We start from the raw sequence: 26639 nt of genomic DNA on the forward strand, positions 1-26639 counted from the left end.
GCTTCCTAACTCTGCTTTTGACGACGTGAGGTGCTGGCGGACGAGGTCTTCTTCGCCGCCTCAGCGATGCGAATTTCGACCAGAGCATATTCGGAATTTCTGAGCAGATTTTCGGCGAAGGTCTTAACTGTTTCGATCTCCGACCTCTCGATCCCGGCAAACAGGAAGTCGTTAATGTGGCGGACGAACGGAGCAATCTCCTGGATGGCGCGCTCCCCTTCAGGAGAAAGAGTGATCAACACGCTACGTCCATCGCGCCCATTCGGACGTTTCGTGAGAAAACCTTTACGGGTCAGCCGGCCGACCTCGGTCGTTACGTGTGTTGCAGCCAGACCAATATAACCCGCCAAATTTGCGATCGGTATGCCTTCGTCGCCCTGCCGGTAGGCGACGCCCATCAGGACCGTAAATTGGCTGCTTGTCAGATCAAGCTGCTTGCCGAAGGCTTCGCGACACGTCGTGAGGCGGCCTAAAGCCTGCACCAGACGATAGATGACATCGCGGAGCCAATCGTCGGAACCGGCTTTGAGGAGGTCCTTCCGGGATATCGTCAGCGGCGAAACGAATCTGCTTCGGGTTACGATTTGAGACTGTGAAATTCTCGGTTTGGATGCCATCGATTATGGGTTCAACGCTGAATGAAATTCGGCTGCGATACCTCCTGATGGAGGTCGCCCCAGGAAGGAAGCACGAATCTTTGTCCCGATAGATACTACAGCATGAACATACCACATAGTGATATTAAGGACATAGCTCGACAATCCCCAAGGGTTTGCGTTCGCTAGGGCAATGCGACCTCGCGAATGCCGAAGGGAGATGCAGACCCGTGCCCGGGCAATCAATGGTCAGAGCTGAAATCCTGGACGACGCGTGAGCGCGCTATCTTAGCTGTCCGAACAGTCTCGGGCGTATTGCGGCTACGTCCAACAAACCGGGGAATGCCGTTCGTGATGACGGCGCCGATGCCCGGAATATCGCCGTTCCTCAGTGCGGCCAACGCGTCATCCTGCGATCCGCCACGACACGCATCGATGAGGACGATGTCGGCGTCGCGACCCGTTTGGAGAGTGCCTGCATTCAGTCGGTACACACGTGCATTGTTTCCCGTTGCCATTGCGATGGCGATCTCGGGGGCAACACCGCCGAGAGATGCGAGATGGCTCATCGTATAGAGAATACCCAGGGGCATGATGCCGCTACCCGTAGGGGTGTCGGTTGCTATCAAAAGGCGTTTGTCTTGGTCAGCATCTCGCAGAAGCTTAGCCACCAGTAGGGTCGTTCGCAGGTTGCCTGCCGTGCAAACCTGCAAAGCGATATCGGTTTCATTCACTAGCCGTTCGAAGTCGGCATCGGGTATCGCGATCGGGCCGCCATTGACGTGGTATGATACGTGCGGATTGATCTTGATGACGTGATCTCCCCAAATCCCACTCGAACCCGGGATAGATGATCCGCCAGTGTGAACCATTGTAATCATACCGTGACGCTTCGCCATTTCGACGAACGGTGCGTACTCATAGGGTGAGGAAAATGCGCCAAAACCTGCCTTCGCAAGCCATACCCCATTGGCGGCGAGGTCAGCGAAGTCGTCGTCGGTCAAACCTGGTTCGATGATGACGGATCCGGCGTGGACGTGCATGCCGCCGGGTCGATAGCTTTGGAACGATTTGCGAGCGGCGATAGCAAGGGCTTTGACGCCAGCTGGATCCTTTGGACGCCCCGGCACGTGAACTTCGGACGCGCTGATCGAAGTCGTGATCCCGCCGTGAATGTAGCTCTCCAGAAAGCCGACGGTTTTCTGGCGGGGCGTATAATCGCCGAAAGTTATGTGGACGTGAGAATCGATCAGGCCCGGCATGGCCATCATTCCCGCAGCGTCGATGCAGACGTCGAAGTCATCCTCCGAGAAGTCGCCGCCGACCGCAACGATCTTGCCGTTATCCGTCAGCACGGTATTTCCCTCAGCAATGGGTGAGGCGAGGTCGCCGCTCAGAATTTTCGAAATATTGAAGATTGCAACGCGCATGTTGGGTCTTTCTGTCGTTCCGGTTGCGCTTCGCGCTTTCGCTGTCGAGGAACACCGGATTGTTTTCATCGTGGAAGACGTTTCGGGTGGAAGTGTCAGAGGAGCCGAGACGCCTACGCCGACGCATGAAAGCGCCGGCGTCGACTGAGGTCTAAGGGTGTCTAAAGGGTCTTTGGGCGACCTACCCGCGATATTCCGCTGCGGCTATTTCAGAGAAGCGGTCGCCGCGGGTTCAGGCTGCCAGATCGGAAACGAAATACGTCCGAAAACGTGGTTATCGTTCTTTTGGTAGTTGGTGAAGCCAGCCTGATCAACTGCATGCGTCGCTTCGATGAGCAGCTTCGGACCGCCGAAGTCGTAGCCAATAAGACCGCCGACGCCGATGGACCGGCCGGCGCCCAAGAACGCGTTGGCTTCCGTCTTCTCGATGTCCCATGCGCCGTAACCGACAACACCAACCTGCCATTTGCCGATCTTGCGGGCGACGCTCCAGTCGATATTGAAGTAATTCGGTTGTTTAGAGCCGGCAGAATCTTCCGTCACGGTCCCGAGGATCGTATTTGCCGACATGATCCAATCTTTGCTGAGATAGCTCAGCGCGAAGCGCGTCTCGACGCCGGTGCCGCTGGTCTTGCCATCAGTCGAAAAGGCGACATCGCTTTCGATGGGCAGATAGACGCCCTCGCTCCAAGAAAAGAAGAAACCCTGGCCGAGGTTCCATGACAACTGGGCCGGAATGAGTAATACGTTGAACAATCCGTTTTTGTGCATCGACTTCGGGATCGTAAAATCCAGTTCCAATGCTTCGAGGACGAGCGAGGCAGAATACTTAGCGCCGAAGATTTCTTTTCCGGACGACCACGTGATCGACGGGACGTCGGCGGTGATGGATTTGCCGTCTCCCTGACCGTAGTGGGTAAGGTTGGAGACATAAATTCCCGGCGGCAGCGCGGCGCCGAGCGGCATACCCATGGTAACACCGGGAGGTGTCCAGGAGGCGGCAAAGGTAGGGGCTACAGAAGCCGAGAGGGCGGCGAGGGCCAGAATGCCGGATTTAAGTTTGTTACTCGTGCTGGTCATCGTGATCTCCATTGAAATCGAGCGCCAAGAATTTCGACATGCGCCATCTGGCGCGGAGGCGATCCGTCGCGGCGGGCATGTGCCCGGTGAGGTGAGAGGAGGAAGCGGCGGCGCGTTTCTAAGAGCCTGCCGTGGCGAGTGTGCCAGGAACGCTGGCGGACCTGATCTCAGCTTTTCATATTTCTATCTCCCGTCGCCTCCACACCTTGGCGGTCCGGGGGAAAAACCGCCGAATATAATCTGGGCTGCTCGTGTGTGTGCCTTCGCGGTAGTCAACGTCGGCAGACGACCGTCGCGAAATGCTTTGATGCAAACGGGGGGTGAGCATCGCTGCGATCGACGGATCGTCGGTGGTGTTTGAGGTCGCGGTAACCACTGCAAGGATGTTCTCAAGCACTAGGAAGACTCCCTTCGAGCGAGTCGACAGTGCCAGCGCGGCTATTCTTGAACATGAGGGGCAGCATCGAGACGGAGCCGAGTATGGCTGCGCCGACAATCACGAGCAGCCCCGCGTCGTAGTCGCCCGTTTTTGCGATGATGAGGCCCATCGCGAGGGGGGCGAATGCCCCGATAAGGTTGCCAACGCCATTGTAGACACCGACGCCCGCTCCGACGGCACGTGCGGGTAGAATTTCCAGTCCCAAGGCGAACAGCGATGGCAGAGCGCTACCCCAGAAGAAGGCGCTTACTGCGATCATGAAGGCGGCCGTGTAGTTGTCCTCGATCGTTGAGACGAGATACATCGAAATGCCAGCGCCAAATAGCGATAGGAAGCAGACGGTAGCGCGGCGGCCGATGCGATCGGAGAGAATGGCGGACAGAACTTCGCCTGCGAACATGAAGATGAATGGCAACGAAGAGTAGATACCGGCTTGCTTCAAATCAAAGTGCCGGACTTTGATCAGATAACTCGGTAGCCAGCCATTGAGGCCCCAGAGATAGACGAGCGCCGAGGAGTTGAAGATGACGAGCATCCAAAAGCGCCAATCGTAGAAGAAGAGGCGAACCTGATCGAGATAGCTCGTCGTCTCTGCGATCTTTACAACCGGTGCTACGGGCGTGTCCGGTCTGTCGCGGACAAGCAGCAACACGAGCGGCAAGACGATAAGAAGGTTGAGGGCCGCGAGGACGTAGAATGATGTGCGCCAGCCATAGTTTGCCGCGAGATAGATCGTGATTGGAAAGCCGATGGCGGAACCTAGCGGGCTCCCCATCATCCATATCGAATTCGCACGCGCCTGCTCTCGCGCCGGAAACCAACGCTTGATGAGTGTGTTGATCAGAGCGAATTGGGGGCCTTCGGTAATGCCTAAGATGATGCGATAGACGAGCATCGAAGCGAAGCTTCCCGCGGAGCCCATCAAGAGCATCGAGACGCCCCAAAGCGCGCTACCCCAGGCCAGTCCACGCCGAGGACCGTAGAGGTCTCCCACGAAGCTGAGGAAGAGGCCGGAAAGTCCGTATGCGAATACGAAGGATGTCATCAGCAATCCGAGGAGCGCGGGATTGTAGCCAATGCCCATATCGTTCTGGAAGCTAACGTTGGTAAATAAGACCGCGATGCTAATCCGGTCGAAGAATGCCGAGATCACGGCAAGGAAGAGCACGAAGGAAATTGCCCACCGTATGCGTTGAGGCTTCGAAACGGAGGTAGATTCCGTGTTCCCCGTTGTCGACGCCATCCTCGATTTCCCTTCGTTAACCTGCCGAAAACTTCGCGTTCTCGCCGATTTGCCAGCGCAATATAGCTACATAATGTATGAAACTAATTAATCTTCAAGATTAAAATATATTCGCTCCGTGGTCGTTTTTCTTGCATGGGAGGTTTTTGAAGAGTTCGCTTATTTCTGCGGTTTTCAGGCCATAAGTCCTGCTAACCGACATGGTCAGGCGTCGCGAAAACAGCGTTTTGGCTTGATCGACGAACTTTTAATCAGTGGCTTCCGAATTTAATCTCGACCTAGAAGTGGTCAAAGCTCGCGTTTGACGCCGCTCCGCCCGAGTCGCTCCGCACCGCGAGTGCTGTAAACTTCGGTGACGTCTGTGGGCATGTTTCCGGCGGTCTGTAAGTTTTGAAGAAATCGATGGGACAACGAAGCGATAGTTGCCCTTTCCGTTTTGCCGACAGACCTTAGTAGCTATCACGACAGATAGTCGGGAGCTGTCCGCTTCTTCCTCTCCCGAAGATTTTAGGAAGTGCCACTCCGAGGATTCGGAGACCTCCGCTGCGGTGCCAGGAGCGCCGTCTGGCACGGTGGCTGTCTGCTCATCGGATGAACCAGGAGCTAATCCGGATGGCGCTGCCGTCGGGCGCACCCCGGATCAGTCGACAGAAAGTGGTTCGCCGACTAGGCCTCGGGGCATCCCTGTTATTCTGTGTTACGAGGTATAGGTATTACGATCGCCTATCGGTCAAAAATACCCGCGAATTTAGGGTCAAAGCCGCGACAGCAGATTGCTTAGCCAACCTATTTCCACCAATCTCCCTGATATTTTACTGTTTGCAGGGATTTCTCTGTCAGAGACGAGTTCGCGTCAGACCGTCCGCACCGCCAGTTTTGACTACCCTTGCGAACGACTGATGCTTGTGCCGCAGATTTCCCTCTTTAATCGATTGGGTATGGGCTGGGGCCGGTGGAAATTGCTTTCCGCTGCATCTGGAATCTTGAGATCACGTTTCCGCCGCGCCTCGAATTTGTCGAAGTCTGCTTTCGCGATTTGCAATGCCTATCCATTAGCGTGTTATGCGGTATGCGCCGTGATCGTGTAGCCAAATGGATCGCGGAACGCGAAATACCTTCCGAATGGGCCGTCCTTCGGCGAGAAGATGATGGGTGTTCCTGCTGCCTCTAATTCTTCGTGCAGCGCGTCGGCATCATCGCAGGCGAACCATAGCGCAATGCCCCAGCCCAATTTTCCTTGAGCGGCTTCCAGATCCATCAGCGGCTTTCGGACCGCAAACGGAACAGGCTTGCTGTTGAAGACGACCGCTTCGGGCGTCTCTTGCAACAGGGGCAGGCCCAACTTGTCGCCATAGAAGGCTCGGGCAGCTTGAAGGTCTTCGGTTTGGATGGCGATAAAATCGGGTCCAGTCAGTCTGCTCATCGTTGCCTCCTTGGCGTGCGGTGATAATATCAGTCACCTGATATAATATAAGGCGGCTGATATTGCAATGAACAAGGACATGACCCCGCTGCTGGGTTACCGGCTGAAGCTTGCTCAGCATGCGCTGCATCGCCGTTTGGAGGAGGCTTTAAAGCCCCTTGGGCTCAATCCTGCGCAATATGCGGTGCTCGCCCAATTGAATGCGAGGCCGGACCAGACCAACGCTGATCTTGCAGAGCGCGCATTCATAACGCCGCAATCGATGCAGGGCGTTTTGGCGAAGCTGGAAGGATGGAAGCTCGTGGAGCGCCGACAGGACGCTCATCATGGTCGCCGGCAGCTTGCGCGTTTAACGCCCAAAGGGCGTCTGAAGGCCGAGGCGGCAAATGCTGAGGTGATGCGGATTGAGGAGGTTCTTGAGGCTGCAGTCTCTCCAGATACCGTGACGGATGCCGTAGATCTGATGAACCGGCTTCACAATGCCATGTGCAAATAGGACTGTTGGAGGTATGGCGCTTCAGGGCTTATCCACTATTGCTGCTGATAACTTTGGCGTTTGCTGTAGCTCATCATTTAGCGCATCATCTTAGATTGACATCATGACCGTCACCGACATTGCGACGCGTACCTACAATCACAATTTTCGGCTCGATTCGATCATCCGCAGTTTGCTCGATACCGATTTCTACAAATTGCTGATGCTGCAAATGATCCGCAAGGTCCACCCGGACGTGCGGGTGACTTTCTCGCTCATAAACCGCTCGAAGGATGTGCGTCTTGCCGACATCATCGATGAGGGCGAGTTGCGTGCTCAGCTCGATCATGCGCGTGCTCTACGTTTTACCAAGAAGGAGCTGATCTGGCTCGCCGGTAACAGCTTTTACGGCGAAACGCAGATGTTCGGTGCCGACTTTATCGCATGGCTCGCCGATTTTCAGTTGCCGGATTATGAGCTTCGCAAAGTCGATGGTCAGTATGAACTCGATTTCGCGGGGCCTTGGACCCATACGACCATGTGGGAAATTCCGGCGTTGGCGATCGTCAACGAACTCAGGTCGCGCGCCGCGATGCGCGCCAAGGGTCGCTTTGCGCTCGACGTGCTCTACGCGCGCGCCAAGGCGAAGCTCTGGCAGAAGGTGGAGCGGCTGCGCGCTCTGCCGGACGTTGTCGTTTCCGACTTCGGCACGCGGCGTCGGCACGGATTTCTATGGCAACGTTGGTGCGTCGAAGCACTGAAAGAAGGGCTGGACGGACACTTTATCGGAACGTCGAATGTGCTGCTCGCAATGGACGCCGATTTAGAAGCTATCGGCACCAACGCTCACGAATTGCCGATGGTGGAAGCCGCTCTTGCCGATAGTGACGAGGATTTGGCGAAGGCGCCCTATCGTGTCTTGGAGCAATGGCGGCAGGAATACCGCGGAAATCTGCTGATCGCGTTGCCCGATACTTTCGGGACCAAAGCCTTTCTGGCGCGCGCGCCCGATTGGCTTGCAGGATGGACTGGCTTTCGCCCGGACAGCGCGCCTCCGATCGAGGGTGGAGAACAGATTATCGCTTGGTGGAAGGCGCACGGTGTCGATCCGCGCGGAAAACTACTAATCTTCTCCGACGGTATGGATATCGACAGTATCGAAGACACGTATCGTCATTTTCACGGGCGGGTGCGAACCAGCTTTGGCTGGGGCACCAATCTCACCAATGATTTTCGCGGCTGCGATCCGGACGGCGCTCCTGGTCTTGATGCGATCTCGCTTGTCTGCAAGGTCACGCGCGTCAATGGCAAACCGGCGGTCAAGCTGTCTGACAATTCCGCGAAAGCCACAGGGGAGTCTGCGGAAATGAAACGCTACGAGCGTGTCTTTGGAGTGGAGGGTCGTGCCCGTCATGCGGTGCGCGTGTGACGTCTGACGTTGCGGTTAAGGGGAAGCGTTCGCGTGCGGAGGAACGCACGTCATGGCATATCGGAGCGGCCCCGTTGAGCGGGAGTGTTAATTAGGCATCGTCGCTTGCGACCTTTAAGTCCGGGCCGAGCTAAGCCCAATTGACAGCCCGGCGAACTTATTTCTTTAATGTTGGCGTGACGGTTGGCCCTCGGCGAAAGCTGAGTGGTCATGAAAAGGGAACGCGGTGCGGCGCTTCTTGCGCCAATGCCGAGACTGCCCTCGCAACTGTAAGCGGCGAGTCGGCTCCGACTAAAAGCCACTGAAGATCTCGCAATAGAGATATTCGGGAAGGCCGGAGAAGACGCCTGAGCCGCAAGTCAGGAGACCTGCCGGCACAAGCTGCCCATCTCCCGTGCGCAGGGCGCGGTAGAGCGGAAACCCGTAGCGGCGGCTGTATGTCAACCGGTGGGCAACCACTTCGGTCGTGCAGGTCGTTATGCTGAGCGGATAAGAACTTTCAAGTGTGCAGATATTCATGGGACGCAGCTTTCAAGAGCCGCGTCGCAGCGTCTGCGCGCTCGTATCCCGCACATCTGCAGATCGAATTGGAAACTCACCCCGATTCAGCGCCTCGGGGGTCTCATGCTGCGCGTGTCAAGACGGCGAAAAATGCGGATAGCATTAGCCTTTGCAACAGTTGGAATTTCAGCTCAGGAAGCGAGCGCGCAAGTTCCAGCTTCGCCGAATACCAAGTTGCCGGCGGTCAACGTCATGGCAGACGACGACAGCGATGCGCCGTCCAAAAAGGTCAAGGCGCCGGCAGCGGCCCAACAGATTTCAACGCCGGCCGCTTCGAATTCCAGCGATTCTTCGGCGACCGTCGATTCCTCTGACATCGCGGTGTCTCCAACGGGTACGCCCGAGTCCGTCGATCAGATCGGAAGTTCTGTCACCGTTATCACCGCAAAAGAAATCGCGGCTCAACAGCGCCGCACGCTGCCTGACGTTTTGAAGATGGTTCCCGGCCTCAACATTGTGCAGACCGGCGGTCCTGGCGGTCAGACGTCGGTATTCATGCGCGGAACGAACTCCAATCACACGAAGATTCTGATCGACGGCATCGACGTCAGCGATCCGACCACACCCAATCGTACGTTCGATCTGGGCCAGATGCTCGCCATGGATATCGAACGCGTCGAAGTTTTGCGTGGTCCGCAGAGTGGTCTTTACGGCGCCGATGCGCTCGGTGGCGTGATCCTGATTTACACGAAGAGGGGCTATGGTCCGCCGAAGGCGACTGCCATGGTCGAGGGTGGCTCATTTGGAACGTTCAATCAGGCTGCGAGCATCAGCGGCGGCACGAACAAGTACAACTACTACTTCAATGTCTCGCATTTTCGCGCCGACGACATCCCCGTGACACCCGAGAATTTACTTCTTCCGGGAGAGCAGCGTCATTCGAACCGATACGATAACCGGACCTACTCATCGAAAGTCGGTGTCGATATCACCAAGGATGTGACGGTCAATCTCGTCGCCCGATACACCGACGGCACGCTGCATTACACGGGTGACGCTTACGATCCGTTCACAAACACATCTTATCCGGCGCCATATCAATCGGGTTCCGACGTCGATGATTTTTACTCGCGCAGCGAAGTAGTCTGGCGCACGTTCAGCAATCTGACGAACTATTTCGGCATCAATTATTCCAACTCTCAGACCGATAATATCGACCACGTCAACCTCACTGGCAACAGCTACTATCAAGGCGACCGGGTTAAGTACGATTGGCGCAATGTTTGGAACCTCGCGCCGGGCTATACGCTGGTTACAGGCGCCGAACATCAGATCGAGCAATTTGATGGCCGCCAGATCAATGAGGTCTTTTCCGGTGGCGGTTCTTTCTATGAGGGCCAGCACACATTCGCAGAGGAGTGGAACAACGGTGTCTATACGGAGCTTCAGGCTGAGGTCATTCGCAATCTCTTCGTCGCGGCGAACGTGCGCTACGATGATAACGAGAACTTCGGCGGTCATACGACTTGGCGCGTTGCGCCCGCGTATGTAATCGAGAGCACGGGAACCAAGATCAAAGGCAGCATTGGCACGGGCTTCAAAGCCCCAAGCCTCAGCCAGCGGTTTCAGGATTATCCCGCTTACTTTTTCTATGGAAACCCTGATCTCAAACCGGAGGAAAATACCGGTTACGATGTCGGCTTCGAGCAAGCAATTTTCGGTGGCCGTGCACAGTTTGGCGCCACCTACTTCCGGAACGATATTACCGATCTGATCGAGAGCACTTACGATCCAACGACCTTCGTTTCAACGTATGCCAATGTCGGTAAGGCGAAAACGGATGGCGTCGAAGCGTTTATTTCAGCGGATTTGACGAAGGATCTTCGTATCCGTGCGGATTATACCTACACGCAGGCAACCAACGAAGATACGGGCGGATGGCTTCTGCGCCGCCCGCACAACAAGGCGAGCGTCACTCTCGGGTGGACGCCGACGGAGAAGCTGCTCCTGACGGGTGCGGTGCTCTACTACGGTGACTCGCTCGACATCAATCGCGCGACATTCGAGAACGAGTTCTTGCCGAGCTTCACGGTGGTCAACGTCGCGGCCGACTACAAGCTGACCGACAATATGAGCATCTACGGCCGCATCGATAACCTTTTCGACGAGCACTACGAGATTCCTGACGGCTTCCTGGCGACCGGCATCGGCGCCTATGGCGGCATCAGGTTTACGAACTAAGGGCTTCTCTGGCGGGCGACGGCTATGGTATTTACGGATAGCCTCCCGTCCCGGCGCTTTCGTCCGCCAGGGAACGATTTCAGAAGGACATGACAATGAAATTTGGTTCCCGATTTGACGATCAAACGTTTTCCTCCTCGCTTGCCATGAGTGCCATTTGGGTGGCCCTCATCGCAGCTTTGAGCGTTGGCGGCAGCTTCGTGTTCGCCTGCGCAGCGCCGCTCGCCGCTATTGCAGCGCTGGCGGCGACACGAATGGATGCTCGCACGGGATTGGCGCTCGTCGTCACGGCGTGGCTCACCAACCAGATCGTCGGTTATGCGTTCCTGAGCTATCCGCACACGTTCGAGTCGTATGCCTGGGGCGCGGCGATCGGCGTCGCAACGATCGCTGCATTCGCTGCTGCTCGGCTTGCAACTGGGATGACCCGCGCTTGGCCGGTGCTTCTGACCGTCTCGTTCTTGCTGGCTTTCGCGGCCTATGAGCTGGCGCTCTACGTCGCAGGCATCCCGCTTGGAAGTTCGGATGATGCCTTCTCGGTCGCAACCGTCGCCAGAGTGTTTGAAGTCAACGCCGTTTCGTTTGCTGGGTTGTTGATTCTGTCCGTCATCGCGAGCCGTTTCGCTCGCCCGTTGGTTTCTGCGCAGGAAGCTCCGCGCACGGCGTGAACCATCTCGACTTCTGTTGACCGCGGGACGACGATGCCGTCATCCCGCGGTCAGCTTATAGGGCGAATTCGCCGGCGTGGCCGGTAACGGGGCTCACGCGCGGCGAAGTGCAGGAGTGTCAGAGGCCCCGGGGTCTCCGCATTCTTGTCACGTCAAGGGGTGACGAAAACGATCGGGCAATTGACGTTTGCGACCCCTGGGCCGAGCAACTTGGCGTTCTGCGCGGTATCCAGATTGCTGACTTTCGACCAATCGGCATTGTCGTAGACGTTGACCGACCACAGCGGCGAATAACCTTCTTCGCCCGGAAGCGTGGCTGGGACGTTGTGGGTTTGCGGGGAGTTGGGTTCGCTGCGGAAACCCGAACCTGGACCGCCCTTCGGCTCATTGGGATTGACATTGAAAGTTACGTAGATCGGCGAAATGGGGACGTCCGCCCCAGCCACAGAAAGCGGCGCTTCGTTGAAAGCGAAATACTTCGCAACTTTGCCCTTGTACCAGGCGCGCTGCAGTTCGGCGCTCTCACTGTTCAGACGTTGTCGCGCAACCGATTTGTCGGGAACCACAGGCATGTTGAGCAGGGTGTCGGTTTTCTCGATCGCGTAACCGGACTGGCGCAATTGAGTTTTATCGGTGATTGAGTTCACCACATAATCGGATGGAACCGAGACTTTGTAGACTTGGCGGAAATCGTTATAGCCCTTTTCTCCCGGCAGATTGTCGATGATGTCGAGCTGACCTGAGATCGGGCTTTTCTCACCCTTGCGATAGAAGACATAAACGGGAGCAGGGGTCAGATTCTGGACATCGAAATTGTAATAGCGCACCGGCTTGCCCGTGGTCGGTGACAGCCCGGTGGTAATGAAAGGGCCTTTGTCGAAATCGACGGGCTTATTGGGGCCTGGGATGCCATTGGTTGAGGTGCGCAATTGTAAATGCGCCGCCTTGGCGCTGAAGCGATCTACGGCGACGATCTGTGCCTTATCGGGATTCTTGGCGTGAGGCTTTGCCTGCGCGACGCTGCTTCCTGCGGCGATCAAGACGCCGGTTAATATGATTGCGATGCGGGGGGTCATCGGATGCTCCGGGTTGAATTTTTGGAAAGTTGAGCGAACATGAGAGATCGCGGCAAGCATGACTGCGTTGCTATCGAGCACTACGTGTGTTGCGATCGGTTCGTTACTTTCCGCCCGGAGGGTGCCGCCGCTTCTTAGGGCGCGGCCCGGTCGACATGTTTCGCCAGGAATTGGAGTATCAGACGAGCGATGTCGTCATTTTTCTCGTCCAGCGCGAAGTGTCCTGCATCAAGCAAATGTATTTCGGCATCGGGTAGGTCGCGCTTGAATGCTTCGGCACCCGGCGCAATGAACGAGGGATCATTCCGTCCCCACACCACCAGCGTCGGCGGCTTGTGCGCCCGCAGCCACGCTTGCCATTCCGGATAGGATGCGACGTTCGTGCGATAATCGTAGAGAAGCGCGGATTGTATGGCGTGCTGTCCGGGTTTTGAGAGATGAGCGTACTCGTCCGTCCACGTATCCGGATTGTAACGCTCCGAATGCGATGTACCCAAGGTGTGGCGTTGCTCGGTCGCTGTCCGCGAAACAAATGCTTCAAATACTTCGGGGTGGGCCTTCGGATCGGACCAGTACTTCGCGATAGCCGCCCACTTCGTTCCCAGACCTTCCTTGTAGACGTTCGCGTTCTGGATGATGAGCGACTGAACGCGCTCCGGATGCGCGAGCATGATGCGGAATCCGACAGGTCCACCGTAATCGTGCAGATAGAACGAGCACGTCTTGATATCGAGTTGGTCGAGAAGAACGTTCATCGTCTTCGCGAGATGATCGAATGTGTAAGCATAGGATGATGGCGAGGGCGCATCGCTCTGGCCGAATCCTGGAAAGTCCGGTGCGATCACATGATAGCGCGTCGCGAGCAGAGGAATGAGCGTGTCGAACTCGCGAGAGGAGGACGGAAATCCATGCAGCAGAACAATCGCCGGTGCGTTCTTCGGGCCGGCCTCGCGATAAAAAATGCCGACGCCGTCGACCGCAACGCGGTGATAAGTCGTCGAAGCGGACGTCGATTCCAAGGGAGCCCCCTGCGCGGCATGGGCCGCCAAGAAAGAGCCTGCGAGAGCGAGGATAATAGAAGCTTTCACGGTTCGTGTCCTCGTTTCATGAAGGAGGCGGATTGGCTGGACCGGTAGCTTGGCGGGCACATGCGAAGGGTTGGGATCACTGGGAACATACAGAAGCGTTACGTTGCCGCTTCGATTCGCGTTACGCACATCGCACGCAACTCCGCGATCGCAAGGTTTTGGCTGCTGATAGGTCGATGTCGACGACGTTTCCGCTGTTGCGTCGTCAGCCGGTTTCCTCGCTATCGCCATAGAATTCGGCGCGCATTTTTTCGAACGTGCGGCGCGTCTGCGGTTTGATGAAGAGCGATATGACCTCCGGGTGCTTGGCGCGAATTCGCTCTTCGAGACGGACGACAGCGGCTTCGATTTGCGGCGTGCGAAGTTCATCGGAGAATTCTAGGCTCAGTGCGACCAGAATCTGATCGGGCGCCAAATGCAGCGCGAAGACGTTATTGGCGCCGTCAACGCTCTGTTCACTGATCGCGAGGGAGAGGATCGAACTGATCACTTCATCGCTGGCGCGTTCGCCGATTAGGAGCGCCTTGTTCTCGCGTGCAAGGACGGTGGCGGCGATGGCGAGAACGATGCCGATGAGAATCGACGCTGCGCCATCGACCCAGGAAATATCCCAATGCTGTGCGGCGAAGTTTCCGGCCGCCGCAATTGCAATACCGATGAGCGCTGCAGTGTCTTCGAACAGCACCATGAACGAGGGCGGATCTTTGCTGTCGCGCACCGTTTCCCAGTATCCGCGCCGGCCCTTCAGCTTACCGAAGCGCTTCAGCGCAATCCACCAAGACGTACCCTCGAAGACCGCAGACATCGCCAATACGATATAGTTGACGCCTGGATTGGTGATGGGATTCGGCTCGATGATATGATCGATGCCTTCGTAGATGGACACGCCGGCGCCGATCGCGAACAGCAGTAACGAGACGATGAAGCTCCAGAAATACAGCTCGCGGCCATACCCCAGAGGATGTGTGTCGTCGGGGCGGCGGCTGGAGCGGAAATAGCCATAAAGCAGCAGAGCTTCGTTGCCGGTGTCGACCAGCGAATGCACCGCCTCGCTCAGCATCGACGAGCTTCCGGTCACCGCCGCGGCGACAAATTTAGTGGCGGCGACGAGCAGATTGCCGATGAGGGCGGCGTAGACGACTCTTTTGGAAAGTGCGGTTTCGCTCATCTGCCGTATGATTGCCGGGGCTTTGCCGCGATTGCAATTCCATATCGCACGGCGAGCGCGAGATCACGTCTCCACTTTCTCGGCAGGCGCACTTTCGAGGGCGGCCGCGACGGCATCATCGACGCGTTCGAGCCAGACAAACTCCAGGCGGTTGCGTGCATCCTCGGGGATGTCGTCGTAGTCGCGGCGGTTACGGGCGGGCAGCATCACGCGGGTTATGCCGGCCGCGGCTGCTGCAACAACTTTCTCCTTGATGCCGCCGACCGGCAACACGAGGCCGCGCAGCGAGATTTCGCCGGTCATTGCGGTGTCGCTGCGGATGGTGCGGTTCGTCAGCAGCGAGACGAGCGCCATAAACATCGCGACGCCCGCGCTCGGGCCGTCCTTTGGCGTAGCACCGGCGGGGACGTGCACGTGGATATCGTTTCGTTCGAAAATGGCGGGATCGATACCGAGCGAGGTCGCGCGGCTCTTGACGAGAGTCATCGCCGCCTGGGCGCTTTCACGCATGACGTCTCCGAGCTGGCCGGTCAGGATCAGGCCGCCTTTGCCGGGTGCGCGGGTCGCTTCGATGAAGAGGATGTCGCCGCCGACGGGTGTCCAGGCTAGGCCTGTCGCGACGCCCGGAACGCTGGTGCGCATGGCGACTTCGTTCTCGAAGCGTGGCTGTCCAAGCGTCGCGCTGACGTCCGCGACGCCGATATGGACATGCTGGGTGCTGCCTTCCGCGATCTGCACGGCGGCGTGGCGGAAGACCTGACCGATGTCGCGTTCGAGATTGCGGACGCCGGCCTCACGGGTGTAACCCCGAATGATCGCGGCGATTGCTTCGTCGTCAATATCGGCTTGCTCCGGCTTCAGGCCGTTGGCCTCGAGCTGGCGTTTGACGAGATAGCGGCGCGCGATCTGCAACTTTTCCGTTTCCGTATAGCCCGCAAGGCTGATGATCTCCATGCGGTCGCGCAGCGGGCCAGGAATTGTGTCCAGCATGTTCGCTGTCGCGATAAAAACGACGCGACTCAAGTCGAACGGCACGCCGAGATAGTTGTCGCGGAAGGTGCTGTTCTGTTCAGGATCGAGAACTTCCAGCATCGCGGCCGACGGATCGCCCTGGATGCCGCGGCCCATCTTGTCGATTTCATCGAGCATCATGACGCAATTGCGCGCCCCGGCTTTCTTGATGCCTTGAATGATGTTGCCCGGCAGCGCGCCGACATACGTGCGGCGATGGCCGCGGATTTCGGCTTCATCGTGAACGCCGCCGAGGCTTACGCGTACGAACGGACGGCCCATAGCGCGCGCGATCGACTGGCCGAGCGACGTCTTGCCGACGCCTGGAGGACCAACGAAGCACAGGATCGGAGCCTTGCCCTGAGGGGCCAGCTTGCGCACCGCGAGGTATTCGATGATGCGCGTCTTGATCTTTTCGAGGCCGAAGTGATCCTGATCGAGGATGCGCCGGGCTTCGGCGATGTCGATCGGCTTTGCTTCCGGCAAGCTCCACGGCAATTCGATCAGCCAGTCGAGATAGGTGCGGATCATGCCTGCTTCGCCTGCCGCTTCCGGCATGCGCTGATAACGGGCGAGTTCCTTCTTGGCCTGGCTCTCGACTTCGGGAGGCATTTTCGCTTTGGCGATGGCCTCCGTCAGCTCGGCGACCTCCTGCGATTTGCCGTCGCCTTCGCCAAGCTGGCGCTGAATGGCGGCCATCTGTTCGCGCAGCACGGCTTCGCGCTGACGCTCGTCGAAGGCGGCCTTGGTCTGTCGGCCGATTTCCTGGGTGAGACGCATGACTTCGATGCGCTCGGCAAGGAGCGCCGACACGCGGTCTATGCGCGTCGAGAGGTCGACGGTTTCGAGGATCGACTGCTTCTGCTCGGACGGGATATCCATGTAGCCTGCCGCGAGATCGGCGAGGGTGGCTGGAGATGTCGCGTTCTGGATCGTCGTGATCAGTTCCGGCGGAGCTTGCGGCAGAAGCTGAACGGCTTCGAGCGCCTGGGCCTGCAGATTGCGGAAGCGCGCTTCAATTTCCGTCGAGCGCGTTTCGGGCTCGGGAATATTGACGACGCGAGCCACTGGGAACGGGGTGCCGGGAAGGAAATCCAGAATGCGAATGCGCTGCACGCCCTGGACGACGATGTGATGCGTTCCGTCGGGTGCCGCGATGTAGCGGATGATGTTGGCAAGTGTGCCGACGCGGTGCAGATCGTCGGGGCCGGGATCGTCATTTTCCGGATCGCGTTGCAGGACGATGCCGATCTGGCGTTCCTCACGCACGGCCTGCTGAACTGCGGAAATGGATTTCGCGCGGCCGACGGTGATCGGCAGAATGAGGCCGGGAAAAAGCACAAGCTTGCGAACCGGCACGAGGATCAGTGCGTCCGACGGCAGTGCAATGTTCGGCGTAGCGCCCTGACTCGAAGGCGCAGAGCCTTCCGACGTTGGTGGGTTCGTCTCACCGAGTGTCTTCATCTGGAATTCCTCAACCGGCCTTTGTCAGCGAAAAGACAAGGCAGCCATTTTGTACGAACTGCCGCACGGCGTAGCGGCCCGCCGGCAATTGAAGGCGGCGCTCGAAGCGGCCCTGCGGCAGCTCGAGGCGGTGGATGATTGCGTCGCGAAGCTCGCGCGGCAGGACACGGCGCCCCGAGACGACAAGAACGCCGTTGTCAATGGCGGCTGTGACGTTGTCGGGATCGACGCCCGGCAACGCCACGAACACCAGGATTTCGGTTTCGGTCTCCAGAACGTCAATAGGCGGTTCCCACGAAGGTTCGTTCGCTGGCCCCGAAGGCTGCAGCCGGAAAAACTGGCGATGCATGCGTTCGGCGCGGGCGAGGGATTCGACGGCCTCGGACAACATCCAGCTCATCGGGTCTTTGTTCGACATAGATACTTTTTCCCTTGGGGATCGGTCCGTCGACGTTTTCGCTCGTTGGAGGGGAATCTAGCGTGCTATCCGCGATCTGTCGCTATCCGCGCCGCCGTTAATCGGGCGTTTTAGCAATGCCGCGAAGCAAGCCGCTATAGGAGGCTCGACCCATCGTGGTTAGCTGACGCGGGGCGGTTCCTGGTGGTCTTCCCAGAAGAATTTGCGTGCCAACGCCAGCACCTCACCGTCCGTCGGATGGCCGAGCGTTTCGACGCCTTGGATCTTTGCCTTCAGCGCAGGTGCGTGCTGTGCGATATGGTTTACAAGGACGTTCTTTTCGTTGGCCGGGCCGGTGACGAGAATGGCTCCGGCATCTGCGAGCGCATTCGTGACATTTTGCAGAAATTCCTGATCTTCGCTCGCGTGGCCGCTGCCGATGGAATTCGCCTTGTGATGGATGTGGCGGACAGGATCCTTGGGATGGACAACGATGGTATCGGCCTCTGAAGCGCTGAAGTGGAAAACGCGGGCTTCGTGGTGATCGATCCAAACGACAGCGTGGAAATGGCCTGACATGAATTCTCCCATTGGGCTGGCCTGAAGGGCGGAGTGCCTGACTACGATCGCCTGTCCTGCGCGGCGGTCGTTTGCGCTTTGTCAAAATCCTTAAGGCGCCGTCGCGTCAACAGGTTTTGTTGCGTGTTTGGCCGTGCTCTTTTTCTTTGAGGTTTTCTTGGCTTTAACGGCTGTCCCGGCGCTGCTCGCCGTCTTTGCGGACTTGGTTTTGGCATGAGCGGTCTTGGCGGTCTTTTTGGAGTGCGAAGCCTTTTTGGCGGCGGTCGTCGCGGCAGTTTTCGCCTTCGCGGTTGCGGTGGGCTTTGCAGGTTTAGCCGAGGTGGCCTTCGCCTTTTTGCCAGAGATCGGTTTTTTAGCGGTCGTCTTGGCTGCCTTCGTCGATTTCGCCGATTTGGTTTTCTTCCCGGAGTGGTGGGTTTTGACCGACGTCACGGCTGGCTCAGTTGCGCTCTTTGGTTTCGCGGCGCTCTCTGCGTCCGTCTTCTTGGCAAGTTTTTTCTCGCCGGTCGTCTTATGCGATTTCACGGTCTGAGGGGCTGTCGCCTTGGCCGCCGCGGCCTTGGGGTCTTCCATCGCATCGTTTGCAGCCTGGCCGACCCTGGTCTTTTTGGTTGGCCCAGTCTTCGCTGTTCCGGTCTTCTCGACCGCAGTCTTCGCAGCGTTGTGGCGTTCAACGTCCTGCTTGGTGATCTCGCCGTCCTGAACCAGGGCTACAAGGCATGGTGTCGAGAGGTCTTCGCCGACCTTGCGCATGCATTGGCGAAGCTCTTCACTGCCGACCATGTATTGGCTGCAATGTTGAAAATAGTCGTTTCGGCAGGCACTTTTGACGCGATCGCTAACGGCATAGGCGGCGGAATTCGAAAGTAGCGACATAGCCAATACGGCGCTGCCGCAGATGCCGCTGCGTAGCGATTTCCAACGCCAACCAACGCTCAGTCCATCCGTCATTGCGACCCTGTCCCGAAGATTTGCGAACCAAATCCGGTGCAACCGCACATGCCAGCGACATTAAGGGCTTTCTGGCGGCCAGCAAACGCGAAGGTTCATCGCGGCAAAAATATGGTTATCTTGAAATGGGTTGCAAGATGCCGCGGAGACAACGCGGGTTCATCGCAGGTTCATAGCGCGAAGTGCCACATTAGGCTCTATCCGTGCAAAATGCGTGGCGTGGAAACCAATGTCGTGGCATTGGCAATTCGGGTTAAGAAAGTTGAGGGGCAAGTTGTTGGGAAGGACGCAATGAAGAAAAGTAAAATCGCGCTGAACCTTGTAATTGCCGCAGGTGCGGTCGGCCTCGTGAGCACATCGGCCCTGGCCTATTCACAGAAGGTCAAGGATGCCTGTTCGGCAGACTATGGAAGCCTCTGCGCGAAGTACAAGCAGGGAAGCGCAGAGCTTCGCCGTTGCTTCGAGAGCAATCGCCGCGTGCTCTCCACCGAATGCGTGCAGGCGCTGGTCGATGCGGGCGAAGTTCCGGCGCGCTATCTCAAGCAACGAAAGTAGCGGTATCAGGCGCGTATCCGCGTTTAGAGCGAATCGACAATCCACAACATAAATCCTGCATGCTCTGCGCTTGTCTTCGCGCAGAGCATGGTTCGGTGTAGCCTTTTTGGGGAAGCGACCATGGAGGCGGGAATGGGATTGCTGGATCTGCTCAGGCTGCAAAAGGCTGAGGCCGAAGAGCGGCTTCACAGTGAAGACCTGACGAGCGAAATGCGTGAGGTCGATCAGGTTTATCTTGCCGAGCTTGAGCGTTTGATCGCTGCGGGCTGACGGCGCGCACAAGCGTGCCTCGGCCTTGCACGTTTCTTGGGCAATGGCCACTTTCTCCATTCTTCGACGAACAATCGGAATGGAGATATTCGATGCGATATACTTGGTTGGCAGCGGCTCTCGGGCTTTGGATGGCCAACGCTCCGGGCGCCAGGGCGGATGACATCGGCTGCATCAGCACGACGTTCCGGCTGATCGGTGCCAACGACAAGGTCTGCATCAGCGCTTTTGACGATCCTAAAGTTCCTGGCGTAGCCTGCCACATCAGTCAGGCTAGGACGGGCGGTCTCAAGGGCACGTTCGGAATCGCTGAAGATCCGTCGAGATTTTCTATTGCTTGTCGCCAAGTCGGTCCGATCACCGTCGACATTGCGAAGCTCGCCGACGAAGAGAAAGTCTATTCGGAAAGCACGTCGCTGTTCTTCAAGCACACGCACGTTTACCGAGCCATCGACAAAAAGCGCAACACGCTGGTTTACGTCGCGATCAGCGACCGGTTGGTCGACGGCTCGCCCTACAACGCCATTTCGACGGTTCCGATCATGCCGTGGAGCGGGCACTGAGCCCGGCTCAGTTCGAAATCATCCAATTCGTTCGACCGTGATGATTTGGCGCGCTCTGGAGCAGCGTGGCAAATATTGAAAGCGTGGAACTTCGACGATGATGGCGGGTTCGGAGGGAACGAAAGAAACGTTCCGGAGGACGTATGGTCCGAACGCCTCGATCAACGCCACGCAGCTTCCATGGTGTAACGGAGCACGGCCCGTTCCCTTGGCTGTTGGCCGTTTTTGTGCTGGGGATGCTGTTTGCGGTCGGCTACAGCATCGACAACGACAAGAGTTTGTCGGAACGAAACGGCGTCGTGACGCAGACGGATGCCGATAATGACGTGATTCCGAGTTTGCCGCCGACGCAAGATTAGAAGAAGGCGGTCACTTCGGCAGGCTGACGTCGCTGCGTGATACTCGCCGTGCGGGCGCGAAGATAAATGCGGACTGATTTTTCGAGCAGGCGATTGACGTCGGTATATGTGTTTCCGACCGAGAGAATGCAGACAGCCAGTCGCTCTTTTTCTGAAGACGGCAAGCCAGCGAGATTGAGCTCTTTGGCGGCGCGTTCGAGGACGATCGTCATGCGATCGAGTGCGTCTGGCAGGTACGCGCGAGAAGAGTCCATCGGTTCACTCCCGAACTTTCTTCCCCCACACGCAACACCGTAGCACATGCTCACGTCAGATCGAAGACACTGAAGCCATCAGCTCTATACGCATGCTGGAAAGCATATGCCGATTGGTCGGTGTTCATCGCAAGAAAGCGTGCATTTCCGCGTTTGAGCGGAAGCGCGTTTCAGAGATTATCACATTGTCGCGAGCGATATGGGCGCGGCATTCGTTCAATTTGAAGCGAATGCGCGCGCAATGAGCTGATTGCTTTTGTCAGTCAACGCAAAGTGCGTGCGTTGTGTGCGCTCACTACGGCTGACGATATTCAAAAGTCCAAGCTCGGGACTCGATAGTGCCGTGACTTCGCGTAGCGTGAGCGCATGCTCGACGCCGAGCTTCAGTGAAAAGGCGCGACTATCGTTGGCGATGCCGAAATGAATTGCAGCCAGCATCGCCGCGCCGATCGGTGAAAGATCGGGCGCGACGAAGCGGATTGCGGAGACGGCTTCGAGAAAATCGTCTTCGGTGAGTTCGCTTTCAGGCGCGGAACTCATGCGGCCTGAGCTTGCTCGGACAGCCGGAAGGTCACGAGAACCGATTTTGACGTCGGTGTATCGCTGAGTTCACCCGCCGTTGAAATCGGTACGAGCACGTTCAATTCGGGATAGTAACCGGCGACGGAGCCGCGCGGCAGCTGGTAGGGCACGACGCGGAAGCTTTCGGCGATGCGTTCGACGCCGTCGTCGTGCAGGCCGATGATATCGACGCGATCACCGGCATTGGCGCCAATCTCGGCGAGGTCGTCCGGGTTGACGAACACGACGCGGCGCTCACCGTAGATGCCGCGATAGCGGTCGTCGAGGCCGTAGACCGTGGTGTTATACTGGTCGTGAGAGCGGAACGTCTGAAGCACGAACGTCCCGTGCTCGCCGAGCGCGCGCTGATGCTCGGTCTTTACGGGAAGCTCGCAGTCCGAGAACGTCGCCTTGCCCGAGTGCGTATTCCAGATGCGTTCGGCTGGGCCGTTCGGCAGGCGGAAGCCGCGTGGCTTGCGAACGCGCGTGTTGAAGTCGTGGAAGCCAGGAATGGTTCGCGCGATCAGATCGCGGATGCGATCGTAATGGTGGGCGAGGCCTTTCCAGTCGACGATCTCGGAGCCGACGGTCGCTTCGGCGATACCCGCAATGATGGCGATTTCAGACTTCAGCTCTGGCGAAGCCGGTTTGTTGATGCCGCCCGAGCCATGCACCATGCTCATCGAATCTTCGACCGTCACGATCTGCGCGACGCCATCGGAGTTGCGGTCGATCTCGGTGCGGCCGAGGCAAGGGAGCACATAGCTCACTTCGCCCGGCAGCAGATGGCCATGATTGAGCTTGGTTGCGATGTTGACCGTCAGCTTCTGGTTCATCAGCGCTTTGGCGATCAACGGGCTGTCGGGCGTCGCGCGGGCGAAGTTGCCGCCGAGGCCGATAAACGCTTGCGCCGTGCCGTCGAGCATGGCGCCGATGGCGGCCAGAACATTATGGCCGGATTTGCGGGGCATAGGCACGCGGAATTCTTTTTCCATCGCGTCAAGGAAAGCCTTCGACGGCTTTTCGTTGATGCCGACCGTGCGGTCGCCCTGCACATTAGAGTGGCCGCGCACAGGGCATAGACCGGTGCCGGGGCGACCGACGTTGCCGCGGAGGAACAGGAAATTCGCAATCTCGCGGATCGTCTGCACCGAGTGGCGGTGCTGGGTGACACCCATTGCCCATGTGCAGATCGTGCGGTTGGATTCGATATAGATTTTCGCCAGGCCTTCGAGCTGCTCGCGCGACATGCCGGACTGATCTTCGATATGTTCCCACGTCGTCGCGTCGACGGCGGCGCGATAGGCTTCGAAGCTGGTTGTGTGCTGCTTCAGAAATGCGCGATCGAGAAGCGAGGCGTGCCCGGCGGCAATTGCGGCGTCATCGGCTGCCAACACGGCTTTGGCGATACCGCGGATGGCGGCCATGTCGCCGCCGAGACGGACCTGATAATATTCATTGGCGATCGCAGTGCTGCCGCCGGTGATCATTTCGAGCTTGTCTTGTGGGTCGGCGAAGCGCTCAAGTCCTTTTTCGCGGACCGGATTGAAGACCGCGATCTTGGCGCCGCGTAGCGCGGCACGACGGAGATCACCCAGCATGCGCGGGTGATTGGTGCCGGGGTTTTGCCCAATGACGAAGATGGCGTCAGCCTTCTCGAAGTCTTCGAGCAGAACGGAGCCCTTACCGATGCCGACGGCTTGCTCAAGCGCTACGCCACTCGCCTCATGGCACATGTTGGAGCAATCGGGGAAATTGTTCGTGCCGTAGAGGCGGACGAAGAGCTGATAGATATAGGCGGCTTCGTTAGATGCGCGACCGGAGGTGTAGAATTCAGCGCGGTCGGGACTGTCGAGGCTCCGCAGGACCTGACCAATTTCCGAGAAAGCCTCGTCCCAGGTGACTTGAACGTAGCGGTCGGTTGCGCGGTCGTAACGCATCGGGTTGGTCAGGCGGCCGGCGCGTTCGACTTCGTAGTCGGTCCAGGTGCGAAGCTCGGTGACGGTGTGGCTTTTGAAGAAGTCGGGATGGACGCGCTTGTCCGTCGATTCCCAGGCGACGGCCTTGACGCCGTTCTCGCAGAACTCAAACGATGAGCCGTGCTCGGGATCGCCCCATGCGCAACCCGGGCAATCGAAACCGTCGGGCTGGTTGGCCTTTAGCATCGTGACGGCGCCGGACAGCGGCGCGCCGCTTGCGAGAAGTTTTTTCCCGCAGCTTTTCAGTGCGCCCCAGCCGCCAGCGGCTTTCGACTTCTTGCCAATGAATTCGGGTTTGCCCATCGCACCTTTTCCATCAATCGCCGCCCCGGCAATTCTTTTGCATCTGCGAAATGGGCTTTTTCTGCAACGCTTGGTGGCGGAATAACCGTTATGCGTAAACGGTATATCCAAAGCGTTTTCAGCATTTTAGCGATCACAGATTGGGCAGGAGTGTGCCTCAAAAAGGCGCTCTGTCGCAGCAAAATCACGGCGCAAGACGCCTCCCGGCGATCTGCGCCAGGTCAAAAATGGATTGCACCGCACAGCTTTGGGCTGTGCGGCTGCTACAACACCAAATCGCTGGCTGGAGACTTTGCTTAGGGGAAGGCCTGATAGATCCAGGTTTCGCTCAGCGCTTCGCCGTCCTTCGCAAGATAGGCGCGCAAATCGGCGGGCTGGCCGTTCAGGTCGCTGAGGTCGAACATCATGCGCCAGCGGTTGGTGCCGACAACCGGGAAGGCCTCGATGCCGCTCAACGTACCGTGGCTCGTCGTCACTACGGTTTTGGTGCCGCCATAGCGGGTCTCATCGTCAAGCGTCTTGCCTTCGACATCGATCATGAATTTCTTGGCATTTCGCTTGATATGGCGCAGGTCAAGGTCGCGGCCGCCGAGACCGCCGATACCGATCCGCGTTGCGACGATACGCGCGACATCACCGACCGGCGGGGAATCGATGCCCCAGAACAAGCGATAGCGCGAGTTGATGACCGAGCCGGCAACCACGGGCTCCGCCGGCGTCCAGAAGGCGACCATGTTGTCTTCGGTTTCGTTGGTCGTCGGCAGCTGGACAAGGTTGACGGAGCCTTTGCCCCAGCCCGACAGGGGTTCAACCCACATGCTCGGCCGCCGATCGTAGAACAAGCTGTCGTCCTGGTAGTTTTCGAAATTGCGGTCGCGCTGGATCAATCCGAAGCCCTTCGGATTTTCGTCGACGAAGCTGTTCGTCACGATGCGCGGCGGATTGGAGAGTGGGCGCCAAATGCGTTCGCCGCGGCCGGTCCACATCGACAGTCCATCGCAGTCGTGGACTTCAGGCCGCCAGTCGCCGCGTGTAAAACCGGAATTTTCGCCATACCAGAACATGCCGGTGAGCGGTGCGATGCCGAGCATGTCAACAGGGGCGCGGAAATAGAGCTCGCACTCGATGTCCTGCAGCGCGCCGCCTTGGCCGCCTTCGATCCGTCGACTGTCCATGCGATAGGCACCCGTCACGCTCTGGCTTTCGAGCAGCGCATAGATCGTCATGCCGCTGCCGTTCTGTTCGAGCCAGAAGCTCGTGAAGCGGGGGAATTCCTCCGGTTTGCCGGTGTTGATGGCAAGTCCGCGCGCCGAGCCGCCGTATTGATCGTTGGGATCGGAGGAACGGAAGTAGGACGCGCCGAGATAGGCGAGCCAATCGCTGACGCCGCCGCGGCTCATCAGGCGGAACCCCGCGAAACCAGCGTTCTTCAGTTTGCGCAGCGGATGATCGGCCGGCATGTCGAAATAGTCGGGACTATAGACAACTTCCCGCGCCGAGCCGTTTTCGAGCACGTAGATGCGAACGGGCTCGGCGTAGAAGCGGCCCTGCGGAAACAATCGCACGGTCTGGGCGCCCGGGACGCCATGCCAAAGCTCCATGTCAGGTTTGAACACGGCCTGAGCGAACGTATCGAACGTCATGTCGCGCAAGGGATCGGACTTGTCGGGCTGCGGCGGCGGAACGTACGGCGATTTCGAAAGCGTCTTCGCCTGCTGCTTCAGGGCATCGAAGGAAAACGGCTGCGGCGCGCCAAGGTTGGCTGCACCGACAGGCGTGTCGCTTCTGGCCGAGGTCGTCCATCCCGCAACCGTGGTCGTGAGAGCGCCGGCTAAAACGTGTCGACGGTCGAGCGTGAAAGGCATGTTGTTCAGAGACCAGATGAGGGGTGGATGATTGGATGTTGCGAGGGCTTATATCGGCGGCCCGACGGTTATTTCAACTTTGTCGCAGGGCCAAGCCCTTCGTCGGTGGAAGGCAACTTTGGGCGGCAGTTAGGTTTCAATCGTTGCCTTTCAAATGCACGCTATGGTCAGAGACACGGAGTTAGTTTGGCAATATTGCGACTATGCGGATCCAAGCCACGAATTTGGCGGTTCGTCGACTGACAAAATGGCAATTAAGGTACGGGATCGGGGAAGATACTGACGGTGGTGAACGCTGCCCACCTCCTAGCTTTGTGCTCAAGGGCGGCCATGCGCTTACCTGCGCACCGGAGCTGGCTCCGACAGGATGTTTTTGCACCGCCGAACGGCAGCGCGACGGGACCAACTGTTAATTTCCAGCTTGCCGCCATTTCAGGACGGATCGGATCAGTACGCGGCCCAAGTAAACGATTTTTACCAGATGCTGTCATATTGAAGAACTTATTATCCAATCGCTCACTATTCGGACGGTATTTTTGTTTCGCGCTCCAGTTTTAGTTTCTTAAGCTCTTTCGCTGCATTTTCTATTGGACGATATTCGAGCAGTTTTTCTCAATGCGCGTTCGCGCATTCAACGAGTGATAGCCGGCGGGCAATGACCGGGCAGGTAA

Annotated in this window: 25 protein-coding genes and 1 riboswitch; of the genes, 9 read left to right on the plus strand and 16 right to left on the minus strand. The window is 57.9% G+C overall.

Going from position 1 to position 26639, the window contains the following annotated elements:
• Positions 1 to 5: 5 nt before the first annotated feature.
• Both HYP802_RS0104525 and HYP802_RS0104530 read right to left on the minus strand, forming a co-directional pair.
• The gene (locus tag HYP802_RS0104525) at positions 6 to 617 is read right to left on the minus strand and encodes a MarR family transcriptional regulator (protein WP_013945916.1); all 612 of its coding nucleotides are present in this window, start codon (positions 615 to 617) and stop codon (positions 6 to 8) included.
• A 221-nt stretch (positions 618 to 838) separates the two neighbouring features.
• Positions 839 to 2026 carry an amidohydrolase family protein gene (locus tag HYP802_RS0104530; protein WP_013945918.1) on the minus strand — a complete coding sequence of 396 codons (1188 nt, stop codon included), beginning with the start codon at positions 2024 to 2026 and terminating at the stop codon, positions 839 to 841.
• Between HYP802_RS0104530 and HYP802_RS23490 the strand changes: the two genes are divergently transcribed.
• Positions 2025 to 2174, plus strand: a complete 150-nt coding sequence (locus HYP802_RS23490) for a hypothetical protein (RefSeq protein ID WP_155831143.1) — start codon at positions 2025 to 2027, stop codon at positions 2172 to 2174. The two genes, HYP802_RS0104530 and HYP802_RS23490, sit on opposite strands and share 2 nt — an antisense overlap.
• Before the next feature lie 56 nt (positions 2175 to 2230).
• Here the strand turns inward: HYP802_RS23490 and HYP802_RS22785 are convergent, their stop codons facing one another.
• The 3 genes from HYP802_RS22785 to HYP802_RS0104560 all read right to left on the minus strand — a co-directional run bounded on the left by HYP802_RS22785 (position 2231) and on the right by HYP802_RS0104560 (position 6211).
• Positions 2231 to 3106, minus strand: coding sequence for a transporter (locus HYP802_RS22785; protein ID WP_013945919.1), 876 nt, complete (start codon positions 3104 to 3106; stop codon positions 2231 to 2233).
• A gap of 389 nt (positions 3107 to 3495) precedes the next feature.
• The gene (locus HYP802_RS0104555; RefSeq protein ID WP_050976736.1) at positions 3496 to 4713 is read right to left on the minus strand and encodes an MFS transporter; all 1218 of its coding nucleotides are present in this window, start codon (positions 4711 to 4713) and stop codon (positions 3496 to 3498) included.
• A gap of 1135 nt (positions 4714 to 5848) precedes the next feature.
• Positions 5849 to 6211 (minus strand): VOC family protein, encoded by a 363-nt coding sequence (locus HYP802_RS0104560; protein WP_013945924.1) that lies wholly within the window; start codon positions 6209 to 6211, stop codon positions 5849 to 5851.
• A gap of 67 nt (positions 6212 to 6278) precedes the next feature.
• On the opposite strand from HYP802_RS0104560, the gene HYP802_RS0104565 reads away from it, so the two are divergent.
• The 4 genes from HYP802_RS0104565 (at position 6279) to HYP802_RS0104585 (ending at position 11525) form a co-directional block, all read left to right on the plus strand.
• Positions 6279 to 6707, plus strand: coding sequence for a MarR family transcriptional regulator (locus tag HYP802_RS0104565; RefSeq protein WP_013945925.1), 429 nt, complete (start codon positions 6279 to 6281; stop codon positions 6705 to 6707).
• A gap of 103 nt (positions 6708 to 6810) precedes the next feature.
• Positions 6811 to 8115: a nicotinate phosphoribosyltransferase gene (pncB, locus tag HYP802_RS0104570; RefSeq protein ID WP_024275247.1), complete on the plus strand. Its 1305-nt coding sequence runs from the start codon at positions 6811 to 6813 to the stop codon at positions 8113 to 8115.
• 163 nt (positions 8116 to 8278) lie between these two features.
• A riboswitch (cobalamin riboswitch) is annotated at positions 8279 to 8506 on the plus strand.
• Positions 8507 to 8766: 260 nt separating this feature from the next.
• On the plus strand, positions 8767 to 10857 hold the full coding sequence (locus HYP802_RS0104580) for a TonB-dependent receptor (RefSeq protein ID WP_244420957.1): 2091 nt from the start codon (positions 8767 to 8769) through the stop codon (positions 10855 to 10857).
• Positions 10858 to 10952: 95 nt separating this feature from the next.
• On the plus strand, positions 10953 to 11525 hold the full coding sequence (locus HYP802_RS0104585) for a hypothetical protein (protein WP_024275248.1): 573 nt from the start codon (positions 10953 to 10955) through the stop codon (positions 11523 to 11525).
• Positions 11526 to 11677: 152 nt separating this feature from the next.
• Here HYP802_RS0104585 and HYP802_RS0104590 read toward each other — a convergent pair whose 3' ends face one another.
• From HYP802_RS0104590 to HYP802_RS23780, 7 genes are all read right to left on the minus strand, one after another.
• Positions 11678 to 12661, minus strand: coding sequence for a hypothetical protein (locus tag HYP802_RS0104590; RefSeq protein ID WP_245261456.1), 984 nt, complete (start codon positions 12659 to 12661; stop codon positions 11678 to 11680).
• Between the two features lie 74 nt (positions 12662 to 12735).
• Positions 12736 to 13620: an alpha/beta hydrolase gene (locus HYP802_RS0104595; protein ID WP_245261458.1), complete on the minus strand. Its 885-nt coding sequence runs from the start codon at positions 13618 to 13620 to the stop codon at positions 12736 to 12738.
• 274 nt (positions 13621 to 13894) lie between these two features.
• Positions 13895 to 14857 carry a cation diffusion facilitator family transporter gene (locus HYP802_RS0104600; RefSeq protein WP_024275251.1) on the minus strand — a complete coding sequence of 321 codons (963 nt, stop codon included), beginning with the start codon at positions 14855 to 14857 and terminating at the stop codon, positions 13895 to 13897.
• Between the two features lie 63 nt (positions 14858 to 14920).
• Positions 14921 to 17332 carry an endopeptidase La gene (gene lon, locus HYP802_RS0104605; RefSeq protein ID WP_013945932.1) on the minus strand — a complete coding sequence of 804 codons (2412 nt, stop codon included), beginning with the start codon at positions 17330 to 17332 and terminating at the stop codon, positions 14921 to 14923.
• A gap of 10 nt (positions 17333 to 17342) precedes the next feature.
• Positions 17343 to 17750, minus strand: a complete 408-nt coding sequence (locus HYP802_RS0104610) for an Hsp20/alpha crystallin family protein (RefSeq protein ID WP_013945933.1) — start codon at positions 17748 to 17750, stop codon at positions 17343 to 17345.
• Positions 17751 to 17909: 159 nt separating this feature from the next.
• The gene (locus HYP802_RS0104615; protein ID WP_013945934.1) at positions 17910 to 18308 is read right to left on the minus strand and encodes a hypothetical protein; all 399 of its coding nucleotides are present in this window, start codon (positions 18306 to 18308) and stop codon (positions 17910 to 17912) included.
• Positions 18309 to 18398: 90 nt separating this feature from the next.
• Positions 18399 to 19259: a hypothetical protein gene (locus tag HYP802_RS23780; protein ID WP_051463111.1), complete on the minus strand. Its 861-nt coding sequence runs from the start codon at positions 19257 to 19259 to the stop codon at positions 18399 to 18401.
• Between the two features lie 291 nt (positions 19260 to 19550).
• Between HYP802_RS23780 and HYP802_RS0104625 the strand changes: the two genes are divergently transcribed.
• From HYP802_RS0104625 to HYP802_RS23500, 4 genes are all read left to right on the plus strand, one after another.
• On the plus strand, positions 19551 to 19814 hold the full coding sequence (locus HYP802_RS0104625; protein ID WP_029670784.1) for a hypothetical protein: 264 nt from the start codon (positions 19551 to 19553) through the stop codon (positions 19812 to 19814).
• A gap of 132 nt (positions 19815 to 19946) precedes the next feature.
• The gene (locus HYP802_RS23495) at positions 19947 to 20084 is read left to right on the plus strand and encodes a hypothetical protein (protein WP_013945938.1); all 138 of its coding nucleotides are present in this window, start codon (positions 19947 to 19949) and stop codon (positions 20082 to 20084) included.
• A gap of 92 nt (positions 20085 to 20176) precedes the next feature.
• Positions 20177 to 20647, plus strand: a complete 471-nt coding sequence (locus HYP802_RS0104635) for a CreA family protein (RefSeq protein WP_024275254.1) — start codon at positions 20177 to 20179, stop codon at positions 20645 to 20647.
• 143 nt (positions 20648 to 20790) lie between these two features.
• A complete protein-coding gene (locus tag HYP802_RS23500; RefSeq protein ID WP_013945940.1) occupies positions 20791 to 21006 on the plus strand; it encodes a hypothetical protein in 216 nt (71 codons plus the stop codon).
• Here the strand turns inward: HYP802_RS23500 and HYP802_RS0104645 are convergent.
• The 4 genes from HYP802_RS0104645 to HYP802_RS0104660 form a co-directional block, all read right to left on the minus strand.
• A complete protein-coding gene (locus HYP802_RS0104645; protein WP_013945941.1) occupies positions 21003 to 21260 on the minus strand; it encodes a hypothetical protein in 258 nt (85 codons plus the stop codon). The genes HYP802_RS23500 and HYP802_RS0104645 overlap by 4 nt on opposite strands.
• Before the next feature lie 216 nt (positions 21261 to 21476).
• Positions 21477 to 21800, minus strand: a complete 324-nt coding sequence (locus HYP802_RS0104650) for a hypothetical protein (protein ID WP_013945942.1) — start codon at positions 21798 to 21800, stop codon at positions 21477 to 21479.
• Positions 21797 to 24103 carry an FdhF/YdeP family oxidoreductase gene (locus HYP802_RS0104655; RefSeq protein ID WP_013945943.1) on the minus strand — a complete coding sequence of 769 codons (2307 nt, stop codon included), beginning with the start codon at positions 24101 to 24103 and terminating at the stop codon, positions 21797 to 21799. The genes HYP802_RS0104650 and HYP802_RS0104655 overlap by 4 nt, the downstream gene beginning before the upstream one ends.
• Positions 24104 to 24399: 296 nt before the next feature.
• Positions 24400 to 25968 carry a glucan biosynthesis protein gene (locus HYP802_RS0104660; RefSeq protein WP_013945944.1) on the minus strand — a complete coding sequence of 523 codons (1569 nt, stop codon included), beginning with the start codon at positions 25966 to 25968 and terminating at the stop codon, positions 24400 to 24402.
• Positions 25969 to 26639: the final 671 nt, after the last annotated feature.

Origin of the sequence: Hyphomicrobium sp. 802 (assembly GCF_000526135.1) — a bacterium.
Lineage (GTDB): Bacteria > Pseudomonadota > Alphaproteobacteria > Rhizobiales > Hyphomicrobiaceae > Hyphomicrobium_B.